The organism is Rhizobium sp. BR 362, assembly GCF_036528765.1.
In the GTDB taxonomy this organism is placed as follows: domain Bacteria; phylum Pseudomonadota; class Alphaproteobacteria; order Rhizobiales; family Rhizobiaceae; genus Rhizobium.
The window spans coordinates 1-18,725 of record NZ_JARWGH010000018.1 but is presented as its reverse complement, the minus strand read 5'-3'; the positions used below and the strand labels follow the sequence as shown (position 1 = coordinate 18,725).

The following is an 18,725-nucleotide window of genomic DNA, read 5'->3' as shown; positions in this document are numbered from 1 at the left end:
CCAAATAGACGGTTTCGTCAATGGCAGGTTTGACGCTTCGCCTTGGTGGCGGCAATTATTTCCGATTTTTAATGCGTTCCCTCGACTGCGGAATGATGGGCAACATCGTTCTGGTCGAAGATCGTCAGCTTGGCACTGTTGACGGCAAAGGCGATCGGCGCTCCCGTTGCGATGGTGGTCATGCCCGGATCGGTCCCGATGATCTTCGAGCCGTCCTTCAGCCTGACATGGACGAGCGAGCGGTCGCCCAATCGCTCCACCGTCTCGACGGTGCCGGCAATATCGCCCTTCTCCGCCGTCGCGACCACCAGATATTCCGGCCGGATGCCGAGCGTCAGTTCAGACCGCATGATACCATTCAGCGGAACAGACGTCTTGATGACCGATCCATCGGGCAAGGTCGCCGTCGCAAAGCCGCCGGCTTCGCCGACATCGGCTACATTGACGAAGTTCATGCCCGGAGAGCCGACGAACTGGGCGACATAGCGCGTCGCCGGACGCGTATAGATCTCCACCGGTGTCGCCACCTGTTCGATCTTCTTGTTGTTCAGCAATACGATCCGGTCGGCAAGCGTCATTGCCTCCACCTGGTCGTGGGTGACGAAGACCATCGTTGCGCCCAGTCGTTCATGCAATTGGGCAAGCTCGACACGGGTGCGGGTGCGCAGCCCGGCATCAAGGTTGGACAACGGCTCGTCGAACAGGAAGACTTCCGGCTCCCGCACGATGGCGCGGCCGATCGCGACACGCTGGCGCTGGCCGCCGGAAAGTTCCGACGGCTTGCGGTCGAGCAGATGCGGCATCTCCAATATTTTGGCGGCGGCATCGATGCGCTTCGCGATCTCCGCCTTCGGCGTCTTGATGTTCCTGAGACCGAACGACATGTTGTCGCGAACCGTCATATGCGGATAAAGCGCGTAGGACTGGAACACCATCGACACGCCGCGCTCGCCGGGCGGAAGCTGGTCAACGCGCTTGCCTCCAATCCAGATCTCGCCGCTCGTGATCGACTCAAGCCCGGCGATCATCCGCAGCAAAGTGGATTTGCCGCAACCGGACCCGCCCAGGAACACGACAAACTCTCCGCGCTGAATCGTCAGGTCTATGTCGTTCAGAACCTGCACCGCACCGAAATGCTTGGTGAGGGATTTGATGTTGATACCAGCCACCTTTTTCCTCCTCCAGGAGAATTGAACCTTGTCAGACCTGCCTCTTCACTCGGTCTATTTGACAGCACCAACCGCCACGCCCCGCGTCAGCGTGCGTTGGAAAATCAGGAAGAAGATCACCGTCGGCGTGACGCCGAGCAACGATGCTGCCGCAATCGCGGTCGGATCCTGCGTATTGGCACCCGACAGCACGCCCATGGCGACGGAGACCGTCTGATTATTGTTGGAGACCAGGAAAACCAGGGGAATCAGAAACTCGTTCCAGGTCCAGATGAAGAAGAAGGTTGCCAGAACGGCAAGCGTCGGCCGCAGCACCGGCACGATCACCATCCAAAGGATTTGCCATCGGCTCGCATTGTCGATCTGCGCCGCCTCGATGATCTCACGGGGGAACGTCGTCATGACTGATGACAGAAGATAAGTGCCGAACGCGGTGTGCAAGACGCCGATGATCAGGATCACGGAAAGCATCGAGTCGAACAGGCCGACCTGCTTGGCCATGTAATAAAGCGGATAAACCAGTGCTTCCTGCGGCGCCATGATGGAAATCAGCAGGATCACCAGCAATGCTTTTCCGCCACGCACACGGCCGATGCCGATCGCATAGGCATTGAGCAGGCTGAGAACCACGGCCAGTATGGCCGTGCATCCGCTGATCAGAATGCTGTTGAAGAGCTTGCGGGTGAAATCGACAGTCGTCCAGAAGTTCTTGAGCGCTGTCAGGTCGAAACTATGCGGCAAGGCAAGCGGACCATTGGCCGTATAGTCTGCCGGCGTCTTGATAGCATTCAAAGCCGCCAGCAGGAAGGGAAAGAGCGTGGCAGCAAGAAGGACGAGCAAGAGAGCCAGCACGATCCAGCGGGCAAAGCCCTTCTTCTGGGCATGATGCACATGCATGTCCGATGCAACCTCGGTCGAAAGCGAAGCCGTGGTCGTCATGTCAGCGCCCTCCCTCTTGTTTCGACTGCATGCGTAGGAAGACGATGCCGAGCACGATCGTCATCGCGGTCTGCAAGGTCGCAATCGCCGCTGCATAACCGACGCGGTTTGTCGTGAAGAAATGATAGTAGGACAGATAGGATGGCACGGTCGTCGCATTGTCGGGGCCGCCGGACGTCAGAACGTAGATAGGCGCGAAGACCTTGAGCGCCGCGATCAGCGTCGTCAGCGCGACGACAAAAATCTCAGGCATGAGCATGGGGATGGTGATGTAGCGGAAACGCCCGAACCAGCTCGCATTGTCGAGTTCGGCGGCTTCGTAGAGCGAAGGGTCAACGCGCGCCAATCCGGACATGAACACGACCAGGCAATAGCCGACCTGGACCCAGACGATGACGGCTGAAACGGCCCAGAGCGCAAAGCTTGCGTCCCCCAGCCAATTCTTCGCCAGGAAATCGAGGCCAATCCCTTTCAGCACCGCGTTGATGATGCCGACCGGATTGAGGATCCATGCCCAAAGAACGCCCGCCGCCGTCAGCGGCAAAATCTGCGGTAGATAGAAGCCGGCACGAAAGAAACTCGACCAGGTCTCGCTGAACTGCGCGCTGATATAGTCGAAGAGGACCGCCGCCAGAACCAGCCCAAGCAGAATGGGCACGATCGTCATCGAAATGATGAACAGAACCGTGTGCTGGATCGAACTCCAAAACACCGTATCGGCGAGCAGCCTCTGATAGTTCTCAACTCCGACAAAGCGCGGCGCAATGTTCCCGCCCTTCCAGGTGGTAAAGCTGATCGCGAAATTGGCGATCAACGGAACGAGCACCACCAGGATAAATCCCACCATGCCTGGGACTATATAGAGGTAGTAGCCCGCTTTCCCGGCGTTCTGCGACTTCTCCATCGAATTCCTCCAGTTCGATACGGCGAGGCGGCATTGAAGCCGTCCCGCCGCGGTGAAATGCTGCCGATGGTTTTATTGAGCCGCCTGCACGTCGTCGTAGGCCTTCTTCAGGCGCGCGACGAACTGGTCGGGTGTCGTCGAACCATTCACCAGACCGGTAGTTGCCTGGATGAGCAGCTCGTAATAGCCCGGCACCGGCCAATCCGGATAAAAGCCGAGGCCGCCCTTGCTGGAGATCTGGTTGAAGAGCTCGACGTTGCGCTTGCCGACCTCATCGGTGATGGCGGCCGGATCGGCAGCGATGGCAACGCCGCCGAGATTTGCCTGCGCGTTCTGGTTTTTCTTGCTCAGCACCAGATCGATGAACTCATAGGCCAGATCCTTGTTCTTGGCGCTCTTCGGCACCATGAACATGCTGCCGGTAGAGCCGGTGCTGTACTTCGGCGTCGGGAAGATGAACTGGCTCCACTTGAAGTTCTTGATATTGGTAGCGAAATTGCCGTTGTTCCACGTACCGCTGACAAACATCGGCGATTTGCCGGAGGAGAACAGGTTATCGGCGCCGCCTGTGCCCTTGAGGCCGGTCGAATCCTTCGAGATGTAGCCCTTGTTGACCCAGTCGACGATCTTCTGAGCGGCAAAGAGAAAGGGCTTGGTGTCGAGCGGAGCCTTGAGGCCCTGGTAATTCTTGACCCAGGTGTCGTCCGCCTGCGTCAGCGCCAGCGTATAAAGCAGATGCTGTGCGTTGGAATCCACCGTGCCATAGGCAAGCGGCGTGATGCCCTTCTTCTTGAAGGTATCGAGAGCGGCCTCGAACTCATCGATGGTCGTCGGCACCTTGACGCCGTTCGCCTGGAACATGTCGATGTTGTAGAACACCGAGACAAATTCGGCGTAGGCCGGAATGCCGATCATCGGGCCGGAACCGTAGATGCCGTTCTCGTCGTATTTGCTGAGCTGCGTATTGGTTTCGTTGAGAATCTTGTCCCAGCCGCGCGACTTGAATTCATCGTCAAGCGGCGTCAGCAATCCCTGCGAAGCGACGAGGCCGGCCGTGGCGTTGCCCTTGTTATATTCGAGCACATCCGGCGCCTGGTCCGAATTAAGAATGAGGCTGCCAGCCTTCTGTAATTGCTCGAAGGTCTTCTGTTCGAAATTGATATTGATGTCGGGATGCTTGGCTTTCAGTTCGCCAAGCGCCTGCGTCCATGCCTTGGCCTGGGCGGTATCCGGCAGTTCGTACCACCAGACGTTAAATGTCTTGCTCTGGGCTTGCGCCACGCCGGCAGCCAACAGGAGCGACATGCCGGCAGTGATCGCCAGCTTCGAAAACATGTTCATCTATTCTCCTCCACTTGCGAACCGTGACGGTACCCGTCCGACGGCATGGCCCGCGATGCCTGTCGGCGTTTTCCTCTTGGCTTTACGTCTGTCCGCCACCCTGAGCCCGGCAAACAGTCCTTCGACCTCTCAACGCTCCTCCGTTTCGACGCCCGGGCTGGCTGGAGCGTAACAAAGCGCCGCTCCAGCTCACCGAATTAACGCACAACTCTTTTCCTAAATGGATCCCGATTCAGGCGGCTGCGCGCTATTCGACGAATTCGCCGCCGCGGCTCTTCTTGAGATAGTTCAGGCCATGGATCTGGCCAGTCATTTCCAGCTCATTGCGATAGACCGGATCATGCCAGCCTTCGATGTCGATCGACCCGGACCAGCCGGCTAGGCGCAGTTCGGAGATGATATCAGTCCAATTGCTATCGCCGAAACCCGGCGTGCGCATGAAGACGAACTTCTCCTTGCCGAAAATGCCGTGTTCCCTGATGACGTCCCAGCGGATCGTCGCATCCTTGCCGTGGACGTGGAAGATCTTCTTTGCCCATTTGCGGATCTGCGGCAGCGGCTCGATCAGATAGACCATCTGATGGCACGGCTCCCATTCCAGGCCGAGATTGTCATCCGGGGTCTCGTTGAACATCAGCTCCCAGGCATCGGGATTATGCGCGATGTTCCAATCGCCGGTTGCCCAATCGCCGTCCATGGCGCAATTCTCGAAAGCGATCTTGATGCCCTTGTCGGCGGCACGCTTTGCAAGCTCGCTCCAGACCTGCTTGTAGCGCGGCAGGCTGTCGGTGAGCGGCTTGTTGCGGATGCGGCCGGTAAAGCCCGCAACGCAGGTCGCACCGAAATGATGGGCGTTGTCGATGCAATCCTTCCAGCCCTGCAGCGTCTGCTGGTCGAGTTCGGTTGCTTCGAGCGGATTGCCGAACATGCCGAGCGTAGAAATGGTGATGTCGCGGCTGCCGATCGCATCGAGGCAGCGCTTGCCGAGTTCCGCAAGGTTCTGGCCGTTGGTCGTCTGCCAGAAGAAGGGTTCGAAGCTTTCGAAGCCAAGATCGGCGATCTTGGCAATGCCTGCGGCGGCATCTTCGTTGGCCGCCCGGATCATCGTGCCGATGCGGATGGCCTTTGCCGGATTTGTCATGAGCTCACTATCCTTGTGCTGAAATTTCGATACGCCGGCCCGATTTGGCGCTTTCGATCGCGCCGAGGACCATGGCGAGGCTATGGATATTGTCCCGGCTTTCGGTTTCCGGCCGCTTGCCTGTCTTCACCGCCTCGATGAACGACGCAATGACGCTGGCATGCCCATGCGTCTCGTCATCATGCTCGGGACCGGGAACGTCGATCGGGGTAAAGCCGTGCAGCAGGCCGGACTCATGGCCGGCAAGGGAGGCTTCGAAATGCTCTTCGCCGTCCCAGGTCAGCATGCCCTTGCTGCCGGTGAGCCGCCATTGGCTCTCCCAGCTCGTGCGCTTGCCTTCGGCGCACCAGGAGCCGCGATAGCTGAAGACGACATCGTCGGAAAATTCGAACAGCGCATGCGCGGACGCACCGTGCTTGTACCAGGAGCCGGCAGGATTCTTCTCGACGCAATAGACAGCAAGCGGCGTCTTGCCGGCAACGAACCGGGCAGCATCGAAGGTGTGGATCGCCATGTCGAGGAGAAGCACGTTGTCCATCTCCTCGCGGAATCCGCCAAAATGCGGGGCCAGGAAGAAGTCGCAATGAATGCCGGTAAGCTCGCCGATCGCGCCCTCCTCCACGAAACGGCGCATGCGGCGCACGCCGGAGATGAAGCGGCGGTTCTGGATGATGGCATGAACCTTGCCGGTTTCGGTGGCGAGATCGATAAGAGCGGCACCCTCGGCGAGCGAGGTTGCCATCGGCTTTTCGCTCAGGACATGGCAGCCAGCCTTCAACGCGGTCGACACGACGCCGAAACGGGCGGCGGGGATGACAACGTCAAATACCAGATCGGCCTTCGTCGCGGCAATGACCTCGGCCAGATCCGCGCCGATAACCGCCTCCTGAAGACCGAATTCCCCCGCAAGGTTTTCCGCGGTCGCGCGGTTCAGGTCCACCAGACCAACAATCCTGATGGATTCGGCAAGCGACGGGGTCGAGGCAATGGCTTTGAGCCAGCCTTTTGACATAGCTCCGCACCCGCACAGAATGGCGTTAAATTTCACGATTTCCTCCAGCGAACGGTGTCAAACTCCTCGTGACACGCGTCCCGTAAACGTTTACGATCCTATGCGAAAAGAATTTACTGTGTCAATAGAGGGAGACCGCAAATTGCCGCAGGAAGGAAAAACGCAGTCGATGAAGGGTATCCGTCAGCTTGCCGAACATCTCGATATCTCAATCGGCACGGTGTCGCGGGCGCTTAACGGCAAGCCCGACGTCAATGAGGAAACCCGCAAGCGCGTTCTCGCCGCGGCAGAACAGCTTGGCTATGTAGCGAACCAATCGGGGCGCAGCCTGCGGCAAGGTACGACAAACGTCATTGGGCTGATGATCCAATCCAGCCGGGAAACTGTTGAAAACAGCGATAATTTCTTTCTGACGGTAACAGGCGGATTGCAGAGCGTATTGTTGCGCCACAAGCTCGATCTGATCATGTTGCCCTGCCCGCATGACGAAGACCCCTATGAATATCTGAAGCGCATGGTGGCGAGACGCATCGTCGATGCGCTCATCATTTCGGAGACGCATCGCGTCGATAAGCGTTTTGACTTACTCGCCAAAGCGAAGATACCTTTCGTCGCTCTCGGGCGCAGCCTTTCGGGCACGCAGCATCCATGGGCCGACCTCGATTTCGACGGTGTTGCCAACAGCGCAGTCGACCGGCTCGTGGCGCATGGACATCGCCGCATCGCCATCAGCGCCCCCTCCAGCGACATCAATCTCGGCTTCATTTTCGTGGAGGGCTATCGCCGCGCGCTGGAGCGGCATGGCATCGCCTATGACCCGGCTCTCGTCATTCGCGCCAAATCGAGCGAACAGGGCGGCTATCAGGTCGCCGACGAACTGTTGCGGCTCAAAGAGAAGCCAACGGCCGTGATCCTGATCTACGAACTGATGGCGATCGGCCTCTATCGTCGCGTGATGGAAGCCGGCATCATTCCTGGGCGCGACATTGCCGTCGTAAGCTTTCGCGAGGCGCCGCGTGCCAAATTCCTGCAGCCGGCACTGACCTGCTTCCGCACCTCATTGCACGATCTCGGCGTCGAACTGGCTGAGATCCTGCTTTCCGGAATGCCCGCTTACAGCCAGGAATACCCCAGGAAGACGCGCCAGACGATCTGGCCGCTCGAGCTCATTCCCGGCGAAAGCGACAGTTTCCAACTGATGGCGGCGGAATAGCGCTCGATCTGCAAAGATCGAGAACAGCTTTTGAATGAGATCATGCCGCTGCAGCGCCGAAACGCCGCATGGAGGATATCGGCAGTTGCGGCCAGTCTTGCGAGTTGCCATTTAGAGCGCAGCAAATGGGGGCTGGCATTTGAGCGAAGAGACCATCACACTTTATCAGGCAATCGGCGGCGATCGGACCGTGCGGGCGCTGACGGCGCGTTTTTACGATCTGATGGATACGCTTCCGGAAGCAGCAAACTGCCGCGCCGTGCATCCGCCAAGCCTCGAAGGCTCCAGGGAAAAGCTTTACGAATATCTGACCGGCTATCTCGGTGGCCCGCAGCTCTATATCGAAAAGCGGGGCCATCCGCGCCTGCGCAGCCGCCATTTCATTGCCGCCATCGGTCCAAAGGAGCGCGACGAATGGTTGCTCTGCTTCCGTAGGGCCATGGACGAAACCATCGAGAACGAGAAGCTTCGGACTATCATTTGGGAGCCGGTCGAGCGACTCGCCTTTCATATGCAGAACCGGGAATAGAAAAGACATGAGCTCCAGCACTATAATCCGTCCGCTCACCCTGTTTCTCGCAGGCATTCTCGGCGGCGCCGGTGTCGCGCTCGCGGCAGCAGCGTCCCATGGCGGCGATGCGCATTTTCTCGGCTCTGCTTCGACTATGTGCCTGGCGCATGCCCCTGCCCTGCTTGCCCTCTACGCCGGCTATGACCGCATCCGCACAGCCCCGGTGGCGGCGGTGCTGCTTGGGCTGGGAACACTGATCTTTGCCGGCGATCTCGTCGGCCGTCATTTCGGTGGCAATTCGCTTTTCCCGCTGGCCGCACCGACGGGAGGGCTCGGAATGATAGGCGGATGGGCCGTGGTGGCTTTGGGAGCGTTCTTTAAAAGAACAGCGATTGAAACTTGAAGAACCGGCGGTTTATCTCGCCAGGCTGATATGTGGCGATGCCGTCAAACCCCGGCAACCACATTGAATCCCTCGAATCGAGGCGGTCCCCGATAGAGGGCCTTGTTGTCTCCGGCATTGCGGTGCGCCATGCGGAAATTCTCGGATCTCGTCCAGTTGAGGAAATCCTCTTCACTGCGCCAGATCGTATGCGAGGAAAACAGCGTAAAGCCCTCCTCCACATTCGTTCCGCCCCGCAACAGACGGAATTCTACGAAACCTGGAACCTCTTCCAACCGTGAATCGCGGCCTTTCCAAACGGCCTCGAAAGCGCTCTCCGAACCGATGATGACCTTAAAGCGGTTCATCGCGATGTACATGGCTGGATCTCCCGGCGGTCAAACCTTCTTGCGGCGCTCGGCAGTTTTGCCCGGCTGTGGCGCAAAGGCAATGACATTCGTGCCGTCGCGCGCGGAAATGCCGAGCGGGATATCCGTCGCTTCACCGGGGAGGCGCGCCTCCCAAAAGGGAAAAGCCGTCACATTTGGAGCCTGTCGCTGCTCTTCGGCGCGTCGCATCAACAGCTCATAGAGTTCCGGCACCAAGCCGTCGCCCTTCTGCGAGGCGAGCTTGTGCAGGCCGATCATCATGAACCCGTCAGGGCCTTTGTCAGTCATCGGGAATTGTCTCGTTCGTTCATGGTCTGCAGCGCTCGCTCAAGGCTCGACTTGCTGCCGTTGCGCAAAGGAATGAATGCCTTGCCGAACTTCTTGCAGCCGGTCTTCACCCGCAGGCAGGCATCGTGGCTGATACAGTCGATCGGGCAGAAGACGCAGTCGACGGAAGGCAGCACGGTGTCGATGCGCGACACTGCCTCGCGCAAACCGCCGTCGTGATGGATCAGCTCGGCGCCGAAGCTGCTGGCGATCTCGCGAAGATGCGCCACTTGGCAATCGCGGCCGCCGACATAAAGGAAGCTGCGCCCGTCGAGACTGGATCTTGCCGATACCTGCGCCGGCGTTTGCGCCTCGCGGCCATCGCGGCCAAAATCCTTTTTCCCCTTACGCGCCATGCATCACCCGTTTGCTGGTTGCTCTTTTGCGCTCGATTCCATCGAGCGCGAGGCGACCATATTAAAGTTGAGTTTTGCAGTAAAGAATAAAGTTGAGATACTGGGTCATATTTATTCAACCTATCGCCCTGTCACCTGAACCTCTTGCGTGAAGGACCAACTGGGCTTGCCCCATTCCGGCGGCAGCGGCGGAAATGGCGCCGCGCGACGAACACCGTCGGTGACGGCTTCATCCAGTTCAGGAATGCCGGAACTCCGTGCTACGGAAAGAGAACTGAGCTCGCCGCCCGCTCCGATCGTCAGACGCACACGAACCGTTATGCCCTTTTCGTATTTCGACGACAGGCGGACAGCGCGGCGAATACGGGACTGCACTTTACCTGGATAGTTGGCAACCGCCGCACTGCCCGAGCCAGTGCGCTGGCCGTCGGCTTGCGAATTCCCATTTGACTGCACCGTTTCCGTCCCTTCGGCAGCGCCCTTTTTCGAGTCCTGCTCGCTCTCACCACCGGAGCCGGCCTTCTTCGCCACCTTCGGGGGCTGCTTCTTGACTACATCCTTTGGTTTTTCGACCGGTTTGGCTGGCTTGACCGGTTTCTCGACCGGGGTCACCACTTCGGTGGGTGGCACGGCTGCTTGCATAGTTTCCGCCGGCTGCACGTCGACCGGTTCCGCCTCGGCGGGCCGAATTTCGGCAGGCTCAGCATCTGTCGGCTGCACAGACGTCATCGGTTGAACCACTGTCGTCTCAGCCGGCGCCTGCGTCGCCAGCACCTCCGGCTCCGGGCTGACGACGATGTCCGGAGACACCTGTTGCAGCGGTTGCGACGGCTGCACGGCCTCCACGGTCTCGGTCATCGGCTGAACAGCTTCCATTTCAGCGGGCTTTACATCGGCCGGCTGCACCGTCTCGGGCTGCACGGCATCTGCCGTTATCTCTTCCGGCTGCGGCTCCGTGCTTTCCTCGCCTGCCGACATTTGGTCCATATCGGAGCTGCCGAGCATGATGACGCTGACGGTATCGCCCGCCTCTTCCGTGGCATCTTCGGGCACTGCCACCATCGTCACCAACAAGGCGGCGACGATGGCGGCGTGAAAGAGGAAGGAGCCGAGGCAGGCGAAGGTGACTGTTTTCTTGCCAGTCGCAAAAGCACGATTCGGTCTCTCCGCCGGCAGATCCATGGCAGGCGGCTCGGACGCATCAGACACAGGCTCGGCAGGATGGGCGGGAAAGGAACCGATCTGGGCAAAACGGCTGTAGTGAACCACCGCCTCGGCGGCTGGCGGCCGCGGCACGCCGTCAAGTCCGGTCAGTTCGTGCCCCGGAAGAACGCTCGGATGATTGTCATTCATGTCACCGCCGGCGCGGTGACGCTCGATGGAAACCTTGACCGAGCGGGAGGCCATCATCTCAGCCTTCGAAGGAAACGGAAAGCTGCGAACGGGTGGTGAGCGCGGCTTTGCACTCGCCCGCGGCGGGGCCGTCGCACACCGGCGTATCGTTGATGATGATGCGGCTGACGCTCTCGCACTTCACACCAGGCATATCGAACTGCCGCACGCGCTTCTTGCCGACCGGCAGGTCGCGAAAATCAAGGACGGTCACACGGTCGACCGCGTTCTTGTCGTTGAAGAAGGCGAGCTCAAAGGAGATCTTGCCGATCGGCGTCGCCAGATCGTTTTCCGCGACGAAGGTCATCATGCAGCCCTTCTGAGACGGCACGAGCGCATTGAGTTCGACATTGAGCTTCGGCGCATTTGGCGAAGCCGCGGTCGCTTCCTCGGCAAAGGCTGGGAGGCAGGAGGCAATGCTGAACAGTCCGCCGGCAACCACGGCTAAAATCGTCTTCGTCGGCATTGGCAATCTCTCCTGAATATTGGCTGACGAGCGCGGATCAATGCCGTGCGTGCATCGCCCAAAATTAAAACTTGACTCTTACAGTCTTCTATTGCGTCTTTAGGAAACCTTGAGTATGTGAGTCAAGATAAATCTGGCCGGAACAGAGCCCGGCTTCCTATGAATTTTCAGGCAAAACCAAGCAGGATGATTGCTGAGAAACCACCATTACAGCCGGTGCCGCCGACTGCCGCACCGCACATTAGAATTATCGAGAGCACGGATATTTTTCGCGGCCAGACTGAAATCATGATCAGGCACGAGGGCACCATCTACCGGATGAAAATCACGCGCCAAGGCAAACTCATTCTCAACAAATAGGCATTGCAGATGACTGAGACGACCAGAGAAACGACCCGATTGGCCCCAGCCGATATCCGCGCTTTTCGCGCTGAAAATGCGAAAATGCGCGAGCGCGATCTCGCGGCTCGATTGGGCGTTTCCGAAGCGGCGCTGGTCGCTGCGGAAGTCGGCATTTCCGCTGTTCGTATCGATGCCGATGCCCACCGTTTCCTGGCTCGCGTCGCGTCCCTTGGCGAAGTCCTGGCACTGTCGCGCAACGAAAGCGCCGTGCACGAAAAGATCGGGGCTTACGAAAATATCAAATCAGGTGTGCAGGCGGCCATTGTGCTTGGCGAGAACATCGATCTGCGCATCTTCCCGAAGCGCTGGGCGCACGCCTTCGCGGTCACCAAAACCGACGGCGACCAGCAACGGCTCAGCCTGCAGTTCTTCGATAAGGCCGGCGATGCCGTGCATAAGGTGCATCTCCGCCCCACCTCTAACGTTGAAGCCTACCACGCCATGGTCGCCGAACTGCGGCTGGACGAGCAGTCGCAGGATTTTGTCGAGGATCGCACGGGCTATGATAACGGCGAGATCGAGGGCGATGTCAGCCGCGACGAACTGCGCGACCACTGGAGCCGTATGACGGACACGCATGAATTCTTCGGCATGCTGAAAAAACTGAAGATCGGCCGCCAGGCGGCGATCCGCACGGTGGGCGACGACTATGCCTGGAAGCTGGAAACGAACGCGGTCGCCGAGATGATGCATGCTTCCGTTCGTGAAGGTCTGCCGATCATGTGCTTCGTCGCCAATGACGGCATCGTGCAGATTCATTCCGGTCCGATCTTCAACGTGCAGACAATGGGTCTCTGGATCAACGTTATGGACCCCACGTTCCATCTGCATCTGCGCCAGGATCACATCGCCGAGGCCTGGGCCGTGCGCAAGCCGACGAAGGACGGTCACGTCACTTCGCTCGAAGCCTACAACGCCAAGGGCGAGATGATCATCCAGTTCTTCGGCAAGCGAAAAGAAGGTCTCGACGAGCGTCCCGACTGGCGCGCCATCATCGAGAACCTGCCGAAGGCCGGCGCCAGCGTCGCCGCGTAAGGATCGGGTTATGATGATGCTGAAGAATCTCAAGCGCATCAAGCCGTGGGAAATCGCGCTGACGGCGCTGGTGATGGCTTTGCCGCTAGTGCCGGTCAAAGGCGGCTATAGTCTGGTTCAGCGCGCCCATGCCGCTGAAGCGCGCAAGATCGATACGTCGCGCCTCGTTTCCGTCGGCGGCGATGTCACCGAAATTATCTACGCGCTCGGCGAGGAAAACAGGCTGATTGCCCGCGACTCCACCAGCACATACCCGGAGGCGGCAGCCAAGCTGCCCGATGTCGGTTATATGCGGGCGCTGTCGCCGGAGGGGATTCTCGCCGTCAATCCGACCGCCATCATCGCAGTGGATGGTTCCGGCCCGCCCGAGGCTTTGGCGGTGCTGCGCAATGCCAGTGTACCCTTCGAGACCATGCCGCAGAGCTATGACCGTGACGGCATTCTGAAGAAGATCGACGTGGTCGGCTCGCTGCTCGGCGTGCACGACAAGGCAAAGGCATTGGAGGACAAGGTTGCCGCTGATCTCGACGCGGCAATTGCTGACTCTGAGAAGCGCCCGCAGGCCGAACGCAAACGCGTCCTTTTCATTCTCAGCAACCAGAACGGCAAGATTCTCGCCTCCGGCAGCAACACCGCCGCCGAGGGCATCATTAAGCTTGCAGGTGGCATCAACGCCGTCAGCAATTTCTCGGGCTACAAGCCGCTGACCGATGAGGCGATCATCAAGGCCAACCCCGACGTGATCCTCATCATTGACCGCGAGGGTCCGCTGTCGATGAAAGACGACGACCTCTTGAAGCAGCCGGCGATCTCGCTGACACCCGCCGCCAGCCACAAGGCGATCGTCCGCATGGACGGCCTGCATCTGCTCGGCTTCGGGCCGCGTACCGCCAGTGCCGTGCGCGAGCTGAATGCCGCGATCTACGGGGGCTGAGGTGGCGCTCAACGAGGTCATGCCGGGACTGAAGCGCAAGTCGCACCGAAGGAACCGCCGCCACCGCGAAGGCGACCGCACTGCGCTCTCCCTTTTCGTGTTGACGGGCCTCGTCATCACCGCTCTCATTGCTTTCGTCTTTTCAATCACGACCGGCGCATCCGATGCCTCGATCGTCGACGTCATCGGCAGCATGGTGAGCGGCGGCGCCGACAATGCGCTGAGCAGCCGCGATCGGATCATCATCTTCGACATTCGCCTGCCCCGCGCCATTCTCGGATTTCTGATCGGTGGCGGGCTCGCGGTCTCCGGCGCGGTCATGCAGGGCCTCTTCCGCAATCCGCTGGCCGATCCCGGCCTGATCGGCATTTCCGCCGGCTCCAGCCTCGGCGCCGTGGGGATGATCGTTCTCGGCGGCGGCATCCTCGCACCGGTCGCGCAGGTCCTGGGCATCTTCTCCCTGCCGATATCAGCCTTCGCCGGCGGCCTCGTCACGACCATACTTCTCTACAGAGTGGCGACGCGACAAGGATTGACGTCCATAGCAACCATGCTGCTGGCCGGCATTGCGCTCGGCGCGCTGGCGCTGGCGGCCACCGGCTTGCTGATCTACATGGCCGACGACCGGCAGTTACGTGATCTTACCTTCTGGAGCATGGGATCGCTTGCCGGTGCCACATGGTCCAAGATCGCGGCCACCGGACCAATCATCATTCTCTCCATGCTGCCCCTGCCCTTCATGGCGCGCGGTCTCAATGCGCTAACCCTCGGCGAAGCAGCCGCCTTCCACATAGGCGTCGCCGTGCAGCGGCTGAAGAATATAGCCATCGTCAGCGTTGCGGCCGCGGTCGGCGCTTCCGTCGCGGTCAGCGGCGGCATCGGCTTCGTCGGCATCATCGTGCCGCATATCCTGCGCATGGCGATCGGCCCCGATCATCGCTTCCTGCTGCCGGCTTCCGCCCTGCTCGGCGGCTCGCTGCTCATCATCGCCGACGTGGTGGCCCGCACCGTCGTCTCTCCGGCCGAACTGCCGATCGGTATCATCACCGCCGGCGTCGGCGGGCCCTTCTTCCTGTGGATGCTGCTTCGGCAGCGCTCGCGCCTCAGCCTGTGAGGTTCCGGTGATCGAGGTCTCAAATCTCTCTGTTCGGCTCTCGGGCAAAACAGTCGTGCAGGATGTGTGCTTCACCGCCAAAGTCGGCGCGCTGACGGCGATTTGCGGGCCGAACGGCTCGGGCAAGACGACGATCATGAAGGCGATTTCAGGGGAGCTTGCCTATCAAGGTTCGGTGCGTCTCAACGCATCGGAGATCGGCAGCCTTCAAGCCTGGCAACTGGCGGAATTGCGCGGCGTGCTGCCGCAGGCGAGTGCCATTTCCTTCCCTTTCACCGTTCGGGAAATCGTACGCATGGGACTGACCAGCGGCCGCAACAGCCATCCCGAGCAGGCCGATCGCATCGCCGCGGAGGCGCTCTCCTCCGTCGACCTCGCCGGCTTCGAAGGTCGCTTCTATCAGGAGCTTTCCGGCGGTGAGCAGCAACGCGTCCAGCTCGCGCGGGTGCTATGCCAGATCTCCGAGCCCGTCGTGGATGGCAAGCCCTGCTGGCTGCTTCTCGATGAGCCCGTCTCCAGCCTCGACATCAGCCATCAACTGACCATTATGACGCTCGCCCGGCAATTTTGTCGGCGCGGGGGCGGTGTCATCGCCGTCATGCATGATCTTAACCTGACGGCGCTCTTCGCCGATCAAATGGTCCTGCTCAAGAACGGCCGGTTGCAGGCGGCAGGTCCCGTGGGCGACGTTCTGACCGACCGGCATTTGCAGGATGTCTTCGGCTGCGCGCTAAGGGTCAATCGTGTTCCGATCGACGGCATCCCGTTCGTTCTCGCTCACAGCGCACTAGCGGAGTGACCCTCCTTTCGTCAAATCCGGAACTTTTCGTTGCATCGCTGCGTTGATAATCGGTGATCCAGATCGCTGTTCTGCGCGCTCAACCGCGCAATATGTCTGGCAGCATTCGCTCATCGCAAAGCCGGCGCAGCAGCGCCGGCACAAAGATGCCAACGACGTAAGGGAGCAAGACCATGGCGACTTCCATCCTCCATTCGGCGCGAGCTAAGCGTAATGGCGGCAGCCTGCATGACCTCGAAGCCAGCATTGAGGAGCAGATCGAGCATCTGCGCAATGAAATTGCCGCTTTCGCCAAGATCGTCGGTGAAAACAGCGCCATTCAGGGCAGGTCGATGCGTGCGCGGGCGGAGACCGGATTTGAGGATTTGGCGGCTCGTGGCGAAGACTTGCTGCGGGAATTGCAACATGGCTATGCCAAGGGCACGCGCGAAATGCGCAGGACCGTGCGCCAGCATCCCATTGCCACTATCGGGGCGGCTGCAGCTTTCGGATTGGCGTTTGCCCTGCTTCTGTCGCGCCGTTAAGGAGCCGCAATGCTAGCTCCGCTCCTCGGCCTGTTTCTTTCGGGCTCATTGAGTCGCACCGTTGCGCGCACGAAACGCAGCGGTATTTTCATCGGCATAGCGGCTATCCTCTTTCTGACGGCCTATGCCTTTGCCCTCATAGCCGCCGCAATCTGGTTGGCGACCATCTATGGCGCAGCCGTTTCGGCGCTCCTGATCGCCGCCGGCGCGCTGTTGCTCGCCCTGATCCTTCTCGTCATCATGGCGGTGATAAACAAGCAGGAAGAACGCCGTGCCCGCGAACGCCGTGCGGCCTTGGAATCTATGGCTGTGGCGGCGCTCGGCCTTGCCAAGTCGCAGCCGCTGCTAACCGCCGCCATCGCCACCGCCCTGGTGTTCGGCAACCTGATCGGCACAAAGAGCCGAGACGACTAGGGTGACTTGAGTAGCCTCGTGTTGCGCTACAAGTCCGCGCATTGCCGCAAACAATTCAAAGGGGTTTTTGGCCAGCGCAGGGAAACGCTGTCCTGGCCAACGATCGATCGGAAGAACGTCAAGCTGGGCTACCATGGCGCAATAGATGCATTTGCGCCATGGAGCAAACGTGGTGCAGATCGCGTGATTAGAAGGCAAACGCCTTGGACGTCAAAGGCGCTGAGGTGGCATCCGGCCCGAAATCCGCTTCTCCGGAAATCTGCAGCAATTCCTGCAGCCGCTGGCGGGCGCGGTTCACACGGCTCTTGATGGTGCCGACAGCGCAACCGCAGATTTCAGCAGCTTCTTCATAGGAAAAACCGGATGCACCGACCAGGATGATGGCTTCGCGCTGATCGGGCGGCAATTGATCCAGCGCCTTGCGGAAGTCCTGCAGGTCCAGCGCTCCGTATTGCGAGGGGTGCGTTGCCATTGATTCTGTGAATAGGCCGTCGCTGTCCTGCACTTCGCGGCCGCTCTTGCGCATCTGGCTGTAGAGTTCGTTGCGCAGGATGGTGAAGAGCCAGGCCTTCATATTCGTGCCCATCTCGAAATGGTCTTGCTTGGCCCAGGCCTTCATGATCGTGTCTTGCACGAGATCATCGGCGCGGTCGTGGCGACCGGTCAGCGAGATCGCAAAGGCCCGCAGGCTCGGCAGGGCAGCCAGGAGTTCGCGCTTGAAGCTCGGTTTCGATTCCATGACGCTTCCTCCTTAATCGGAGACTTTTGCGGAAGCCAAACGTTCGGCCTGATCCAGCTTCTCGAGAAGGTCGAGCAAGCGATCGGGGATAGCCTCGTCCTGCACCGCCGCATAGAATGAGCGCAGCCGGTTGCCGATTTGATTGTTGGGATCGAGGATATCAGTGGCTCGCACGTCAGGTCGTTTGCGGTCCGCGTCCTCTTGATTCTGGGTGGTCATTTAGCCTGCTCGCTTCCGCATTTTCTTGCGTTCATGGATTCAGGGTGTACCTCTATGCACCCCAGTGGGGGAGGCCAGTCCGCCCTCCTCACGTCCGCTTTGGCCCGAATTCGGAGAGGTTTAAGCCTACTGTTCGTCGGCAGGGGTAATGTGCTTCTCCAAAAAAAGTTCCGATGCCGAGGAACTTTTTTATCGAATTTGCGTTTGTTTGTCATTGCAGTCTTGGAGGCTGTGTTTCAATTAGGAATTGATAAGGGGCGGGAGCCATTGATGACACTTTCCACACGCATTGCGCCGCATCTTCCCTATTTGCGCCGCTATTCCCGCGCGCTCACCGGGACACAGACATCGGGTGACGCCTATGTCGCGGCGGTTTTGGAAGCGATCATTGCCGATCTTTCCATCTTCCCCGACACGCCGAACGACCGCGTTGCACTCTATAAACTCTTCACCCAGCTCTTCGGTTCCTCGGCGATCCAGATCCCCGAACCGACCTCGCCCTATGCGTGGGAACAACGCGCCTCGGTCAATCTCGCCAAGGTTTCTCCCATCGCCCGTCAGGCCTTCCTTCTCGCCTCCGTCGAAAACTTCCGTCTCGGCGAGATCGCCGACATTCTCGACGTGACGGAGACCGAGGCCATGAATCTGCTGGACAAGGCCTCGCAGGAGATTTCGCGCCAAGTCGCGACCGACATCATGATCATCGAGGATGAACCGCTGATCGCGATGGATATTGAGCAGATGGTGGAAAGCCTCGGGCACCGGGTCACCGGCATCGCCCGGACCCATGCCGAGGCACGGCTCTGAATCCGGGTTAACAGTTATGCTCGGATGATTTCGGCCATGTATTGTGGGTTTCTGCCTGCTTTGTTTCGTCTGAGTTTGATACTGCGCTTGTCGTTATGGCTTCGAACCATGTTGATGGCGAAGTGTCGGACGACGGCCATGTTGGCTGGTCCATGCCCGGTTCGAGATAGGGCGGCATCCTCGTTGAAGGTGACGT

General features: G+C 59.6%; 23 protein-coding genes and 2 pseudogenes. 11 read left to right on the top strand and 14 right to left on the bottom strand.

All coding sequences use genetic code 11. The features are described 5' to 3' along the window. Positions 1 to 68 precede the first annotated feature (68 nt). The 6 genes from QDY28_RS20305 to QDY28_RS20280 all read right to left on the bottom strand — a co-directional run bounded on the left by QDY28_RS20305 (position 69) and on the right by QDY28_RS20280 (position 6,542). The gene (locus tag QDY28_RS20305; RefSeq protein WP_331383456.1) at positions 69 to 1,169 is read right to left on the bottom strand and encodes an ABC transporter ATP-binding protein; all 1,101 of its coding nucleotides are present in this window, start codon (positions 1,167 to 1,169) and stop codon (positions 69 to 71) included. Positions 1,170 to 1,223: 54 nt separating this feature from the next. Beyond that, positions 1,224 to 2,108, bottom strand: a complete 885-nt coding sequence (locus QDY28_RS20300) for a carbohydrate ABC transporter permease (RefSeq protein WP_331383454.1) — start codon at positions 2,106 to 2,108, stop codon at positions 1,224 to 1,226. Position 2,109: 1 nt separating this feature from the next. Further along, complete coding sequence (locus QDY28_RS20295) at positions 2,110 to 3,012, bottom strand: carbohydrate ABC transporter permease (protein ID WP_331383453.1); 903 nt, start codon at positions 3,010 to 3,012, stop codon at positions 2,110 to 2,112. A 72-nt stretch (positions 3,013 to 3,084) separates the two neighbouring features. Then, positions 3,085 to 4,353, bottom strand: coding sequence for an ABC transporter substrate-binding protein (locus QDY28_RS20290; protein ID WP_331383452.1), 1,269 nt, complete (start codon positions 4,351 to 4,353; stop codon positions 3,085 to 3,087). Positions 4,354 to 4,600: 247 nt separating this feature from the next. Beyond that, positions 4,601 to 5,494, bottom strand: coding sequence for a sugar phosphate isomerase/epimerase family protein (locus QDY28_RS20285; RefSeq protein WP_331383451.1), 894 nt, complete (start codon positions 5,492 to 5,494; stop codon positions 4,601 to 4,603). 7 nt (positions 5,495 to 5,501) lie between these two features. Then, positions 5,502 to 6,542, bottom strand: coding sequence for a Gfo/Idh/MocA family protein (locus QDY28_RS20280; RefSeq protein WP_331383450.1), 1,041 nt, complete (start codon positions 6,540 to 6,542; stop codon positions 5,502 to 5,504). 133 nt (positions 6,543 to 6,675) lie between these two features. Here QDY28_RS20280 and QDY28_RS20275 point away from each other — a divergent pair, with 133 nt between their 5' ends. The 3 genes from QDY28_RS20275 to QDY28_RS20265 all read left to right on the top strand — a co-directional run bounded on the left by QDY28_RS20275 (position 6,676) and on the right by QDY28_RS20265 (position 8,633). Next, the gene (locus QDY28_RS20275; protein ID WP_331383522.1) at positions 6,676 to 7,719 is read left to right on the top strand and encodes a substrate-binding domain-containing protein; all 1,044 of its coding nucleotides are present in this window, start codon (positions 6,676 to 6,678) and stop codon (positions 7,717 to 7,719) included. A 139-nt stretch (positions 7,720 to 7,858) separates the two neighbouring features. Beyond that, positions 7,859 to 8,248: a group II truncated hemoglobin gene (locus tag QDY28_RS20270; protein WP_331383449.1), complete on the top strand. Its 390-nt coding sequence runs from the start codon at positions 7,859 to 7,861 to the stop codon at positions 8,246 to 8,248. Between the two features lie 7 nt (positions 8,249 to 8,255). Continuing rightward, on the top strand, positions 8,256 to 8,633 hold the full coding sequence (locus QDY28_RS20265; protein WP_331383448.1) for a DUF423 domain-containing protein: 378 nt from the start codon (positions 8,256 to 8,258) through the stop codon (positions 8,631 to 8,633). Positions 8,634 to 8,677: 44 nt separating this feature from the next. On the opposite strand, the gene QDY28_RS20260 is transcribed toward QDY28_RS20265, so the two are convergent. The 5 genes from QDY28_RS20260 to QDY28_RS20240 form a co-directional block, all read right to left on the bottom strand. Beyond that, positions 8,678 to 8,992 carry an antibiotic biosynthesis monooxygenase family protein gene (locus QDY28_RS20260; protein WP_331383447.1) on the bottom strand — a complete coding sequence of 105 codons (315 nt, stop codon included), beginning with the start codon at positions 8,990 to 8,992 and terminating at the stop codon, positions 8,678 to 8,680. Between the two features lie 18 nt (positions 8,993 to 9,010). After that, positions 9,011 to 9,289 carry a hypothetical protein gene (locus QDY28_RS20255; protein ID WP_331383446.1) on the bottom strand — a complete coding sequence of 93 codons (279 nt, stop codon included), beginning with the start codon at positions 9,287 to 9,289 and terminating at the stop codon, positions 9,011 to 9,013. Beyond that, positions 9,286 to 9,684 (bottom strand): DUF2325 domain-containing protein, encoded by a 399-nt coding sequence (locus QDY28_RS20250; RefSeq protein WP_331383445.1) that lies wholly within the window; start codon positions 9,682 to 9,684, stop codon positions 9,286 to 9,288. The genes QDY28_RS20255 and QDY28_RS20250 overlap by 4 nt, the downstream gene beginning before the upstream one ends. A gap of 120 nt (positions 9,685 to 9,804) precedes the next feature. Next, positions 9,805 to 11,094: an energy transducer TonB family protein gene (locus tag QDY28_RS20245; RefSeq protein ID WP_331383444.1), complete on the bottom strand. Its 1,290-nt coding sequence runs from the start codon at positions 11,092 to 11,094 to the stop codon at positions 9,805 to 9,807. 1 nt (position 11,095) lies between these two features. Next, positions 11,096 to 11,542 (bottom strand): hypothetical protein, encoded by a 447-nt coding sequence (locus QDY28_RS20240; protein ID WP_331383443.1) that lies wholly within the window; start codon positions 11,540 to 11,542, stop codon positions 11,096 to 11,098. 186 nt (positions 11,543 to 11,728) lie between these two features. On the opposite strand from QDY28_RS20240, the gene hemP reads away from it, so the two are divergent. The 7 genes from hemP (at position 11,729) to QDY28_RS20205 (ending at position 16,764) form a co-directional block, all read left to right on the top strand. Continuing rightward, complete coding sequence (hemP, locus tag QDY28_RS20235; RefSeq protein WP_331383521.1) at positions 11,729 to 11,902, top strand: hemin uptake protein HemP; 174 nt, start codon at positions 11,729 to 11,731, stop codon at positions 11,900 to 11,902. 9 nt (positions 11,903 to 11,911) lie between these two features. After that, the gene (locus QDY28_RS20230) at positions 11,912 to 12,979 is read left to right on the top strand and encodes a hemin-degrading factor (RefSeq protein ID WP_331383442.1); all 1,068 of its coding nucleotides are present in this window, start codon (positions 11,912 to 11,914) and stop codon (positions 12,977 to 12,979) included. A gap of 10 nt (positions 12,980 to 12,989) precedes the next feature. Next, the gene (locus QDY28_RS20225; RefSeq protein ID WP_331383441.1) at positions 12,990 to 13,913 is read left to right on the top strand and encodes a heme/hemin ABC transporter substrate-binding protein; all 924 of its coding nucleotides are present in this window, start codon (positions 12,990 to 12,992) and stop codon (positions 13,911 to 13,913) included. A gap of 19 nt (positions 13,914 to 13,932) precedes the next feature. Then, complete coding sequence (locus QDY28_RS20220) at positions 13,933 to 15,027, top strand: FecCD family ABC transporter permease (RefSeq protein WP_331383520.1); 1,095 nt, start codon at positions 13,933 to 13,935, stop codon at positions 15,025 to 15,027. 7 nt (positions 15,028 to 15,034) lie between these two features. Continuing rightward, a complete protein-coding gene (locus tag QDY28_RS20215; protein WP_331383440.1) occupies positions 15,035 to 15,826 on the top strand; it encodes a heme ABC transporter ATP-binding protein in 792 nt (263 codons plus the stop codon). Positions 15,827 to 15,999: 173 nt separating this feature from the next. Continuing rightward, positions 16,000 to 16,350 carry a hypothetical protein gene (locus QDY28_RS20210; protein ID WP_331383439.1) on the top strand — a complete coding sequence of 117 codons (351 nt, stop codon included), beginning with the start codon at positions 16,000 to 16,002 and terminating at the stop codon, positions 16,348 to 16,350. A gap of 9 nt (positions 16,351 to 16,359) precedes the next feature. Then, on the top strand, positions 16,360 to 16,764 hold the full coding sequence (locus tag QDY28_RS20205; RefSeq protein WP_331383438.1) for a hypothetical protein: 405 nt from the start codon (positions 16,360 to 16,362) through the stop codon (positions 16,762 to 16,764). A 187-nt stretch (positions 16,765 to 16,951) separates the two neighbouring features. Here QDY28_RS20205 and QDY28_RS20200 read toward each other — a convergent pair whose 3' ends face one another. Further along, positions 16,952 to 17,503 carry an RNA polymerase sigma factor gene (locus QDY28_RS20200; RefSeq protein ID WP_331383437.1) on the bottom strand — a complete coding sequence of 184 codons (552 nt, stop codon included), beginning with the start codon at positions 17,501 to 17,503 and terminating at the stop codon, positions 16,952 to 16,954. Positions 17,504 to 17,515: 12 nt separating this feature from the next. Continuing rightward, positions 17,516 to 17,722: a NepR family anti-sigma factor gene (locus QDY28_RS20195; RefSeq protein WP_331383436.1), complete on the bottom strand. Its 207-nt coding sequence runs from the start codon at positions 17,720 to 17,722 to the stop codon at positions 17,516 to 17,518. 270 nt (positions 17,723 to 17,992) lie between these two features. On the opposite strand from QDY28_RS20195, the pseudogene QDY28_RS20190 reads away from it, so the two are divergent. Further along, positions 17,993 to 18,520 (top strand): annotated as a pseudogene (locus tag QDY28_RS20190) (response regulator); the annotation flags it as partial. Positions 18,521 to 18,543: 23 nt separating this feature from the next. On the opposite strand, the pseudogene QDY28_RS20185 reads toward QDY28_RS20190, so the two are convergent. Next, a pseudogene (locus QDY28_RS20185) lies at positions 18,544 to 18,725 on the bottom strand (ISAs1 family transposase); the annotation flags it as partial.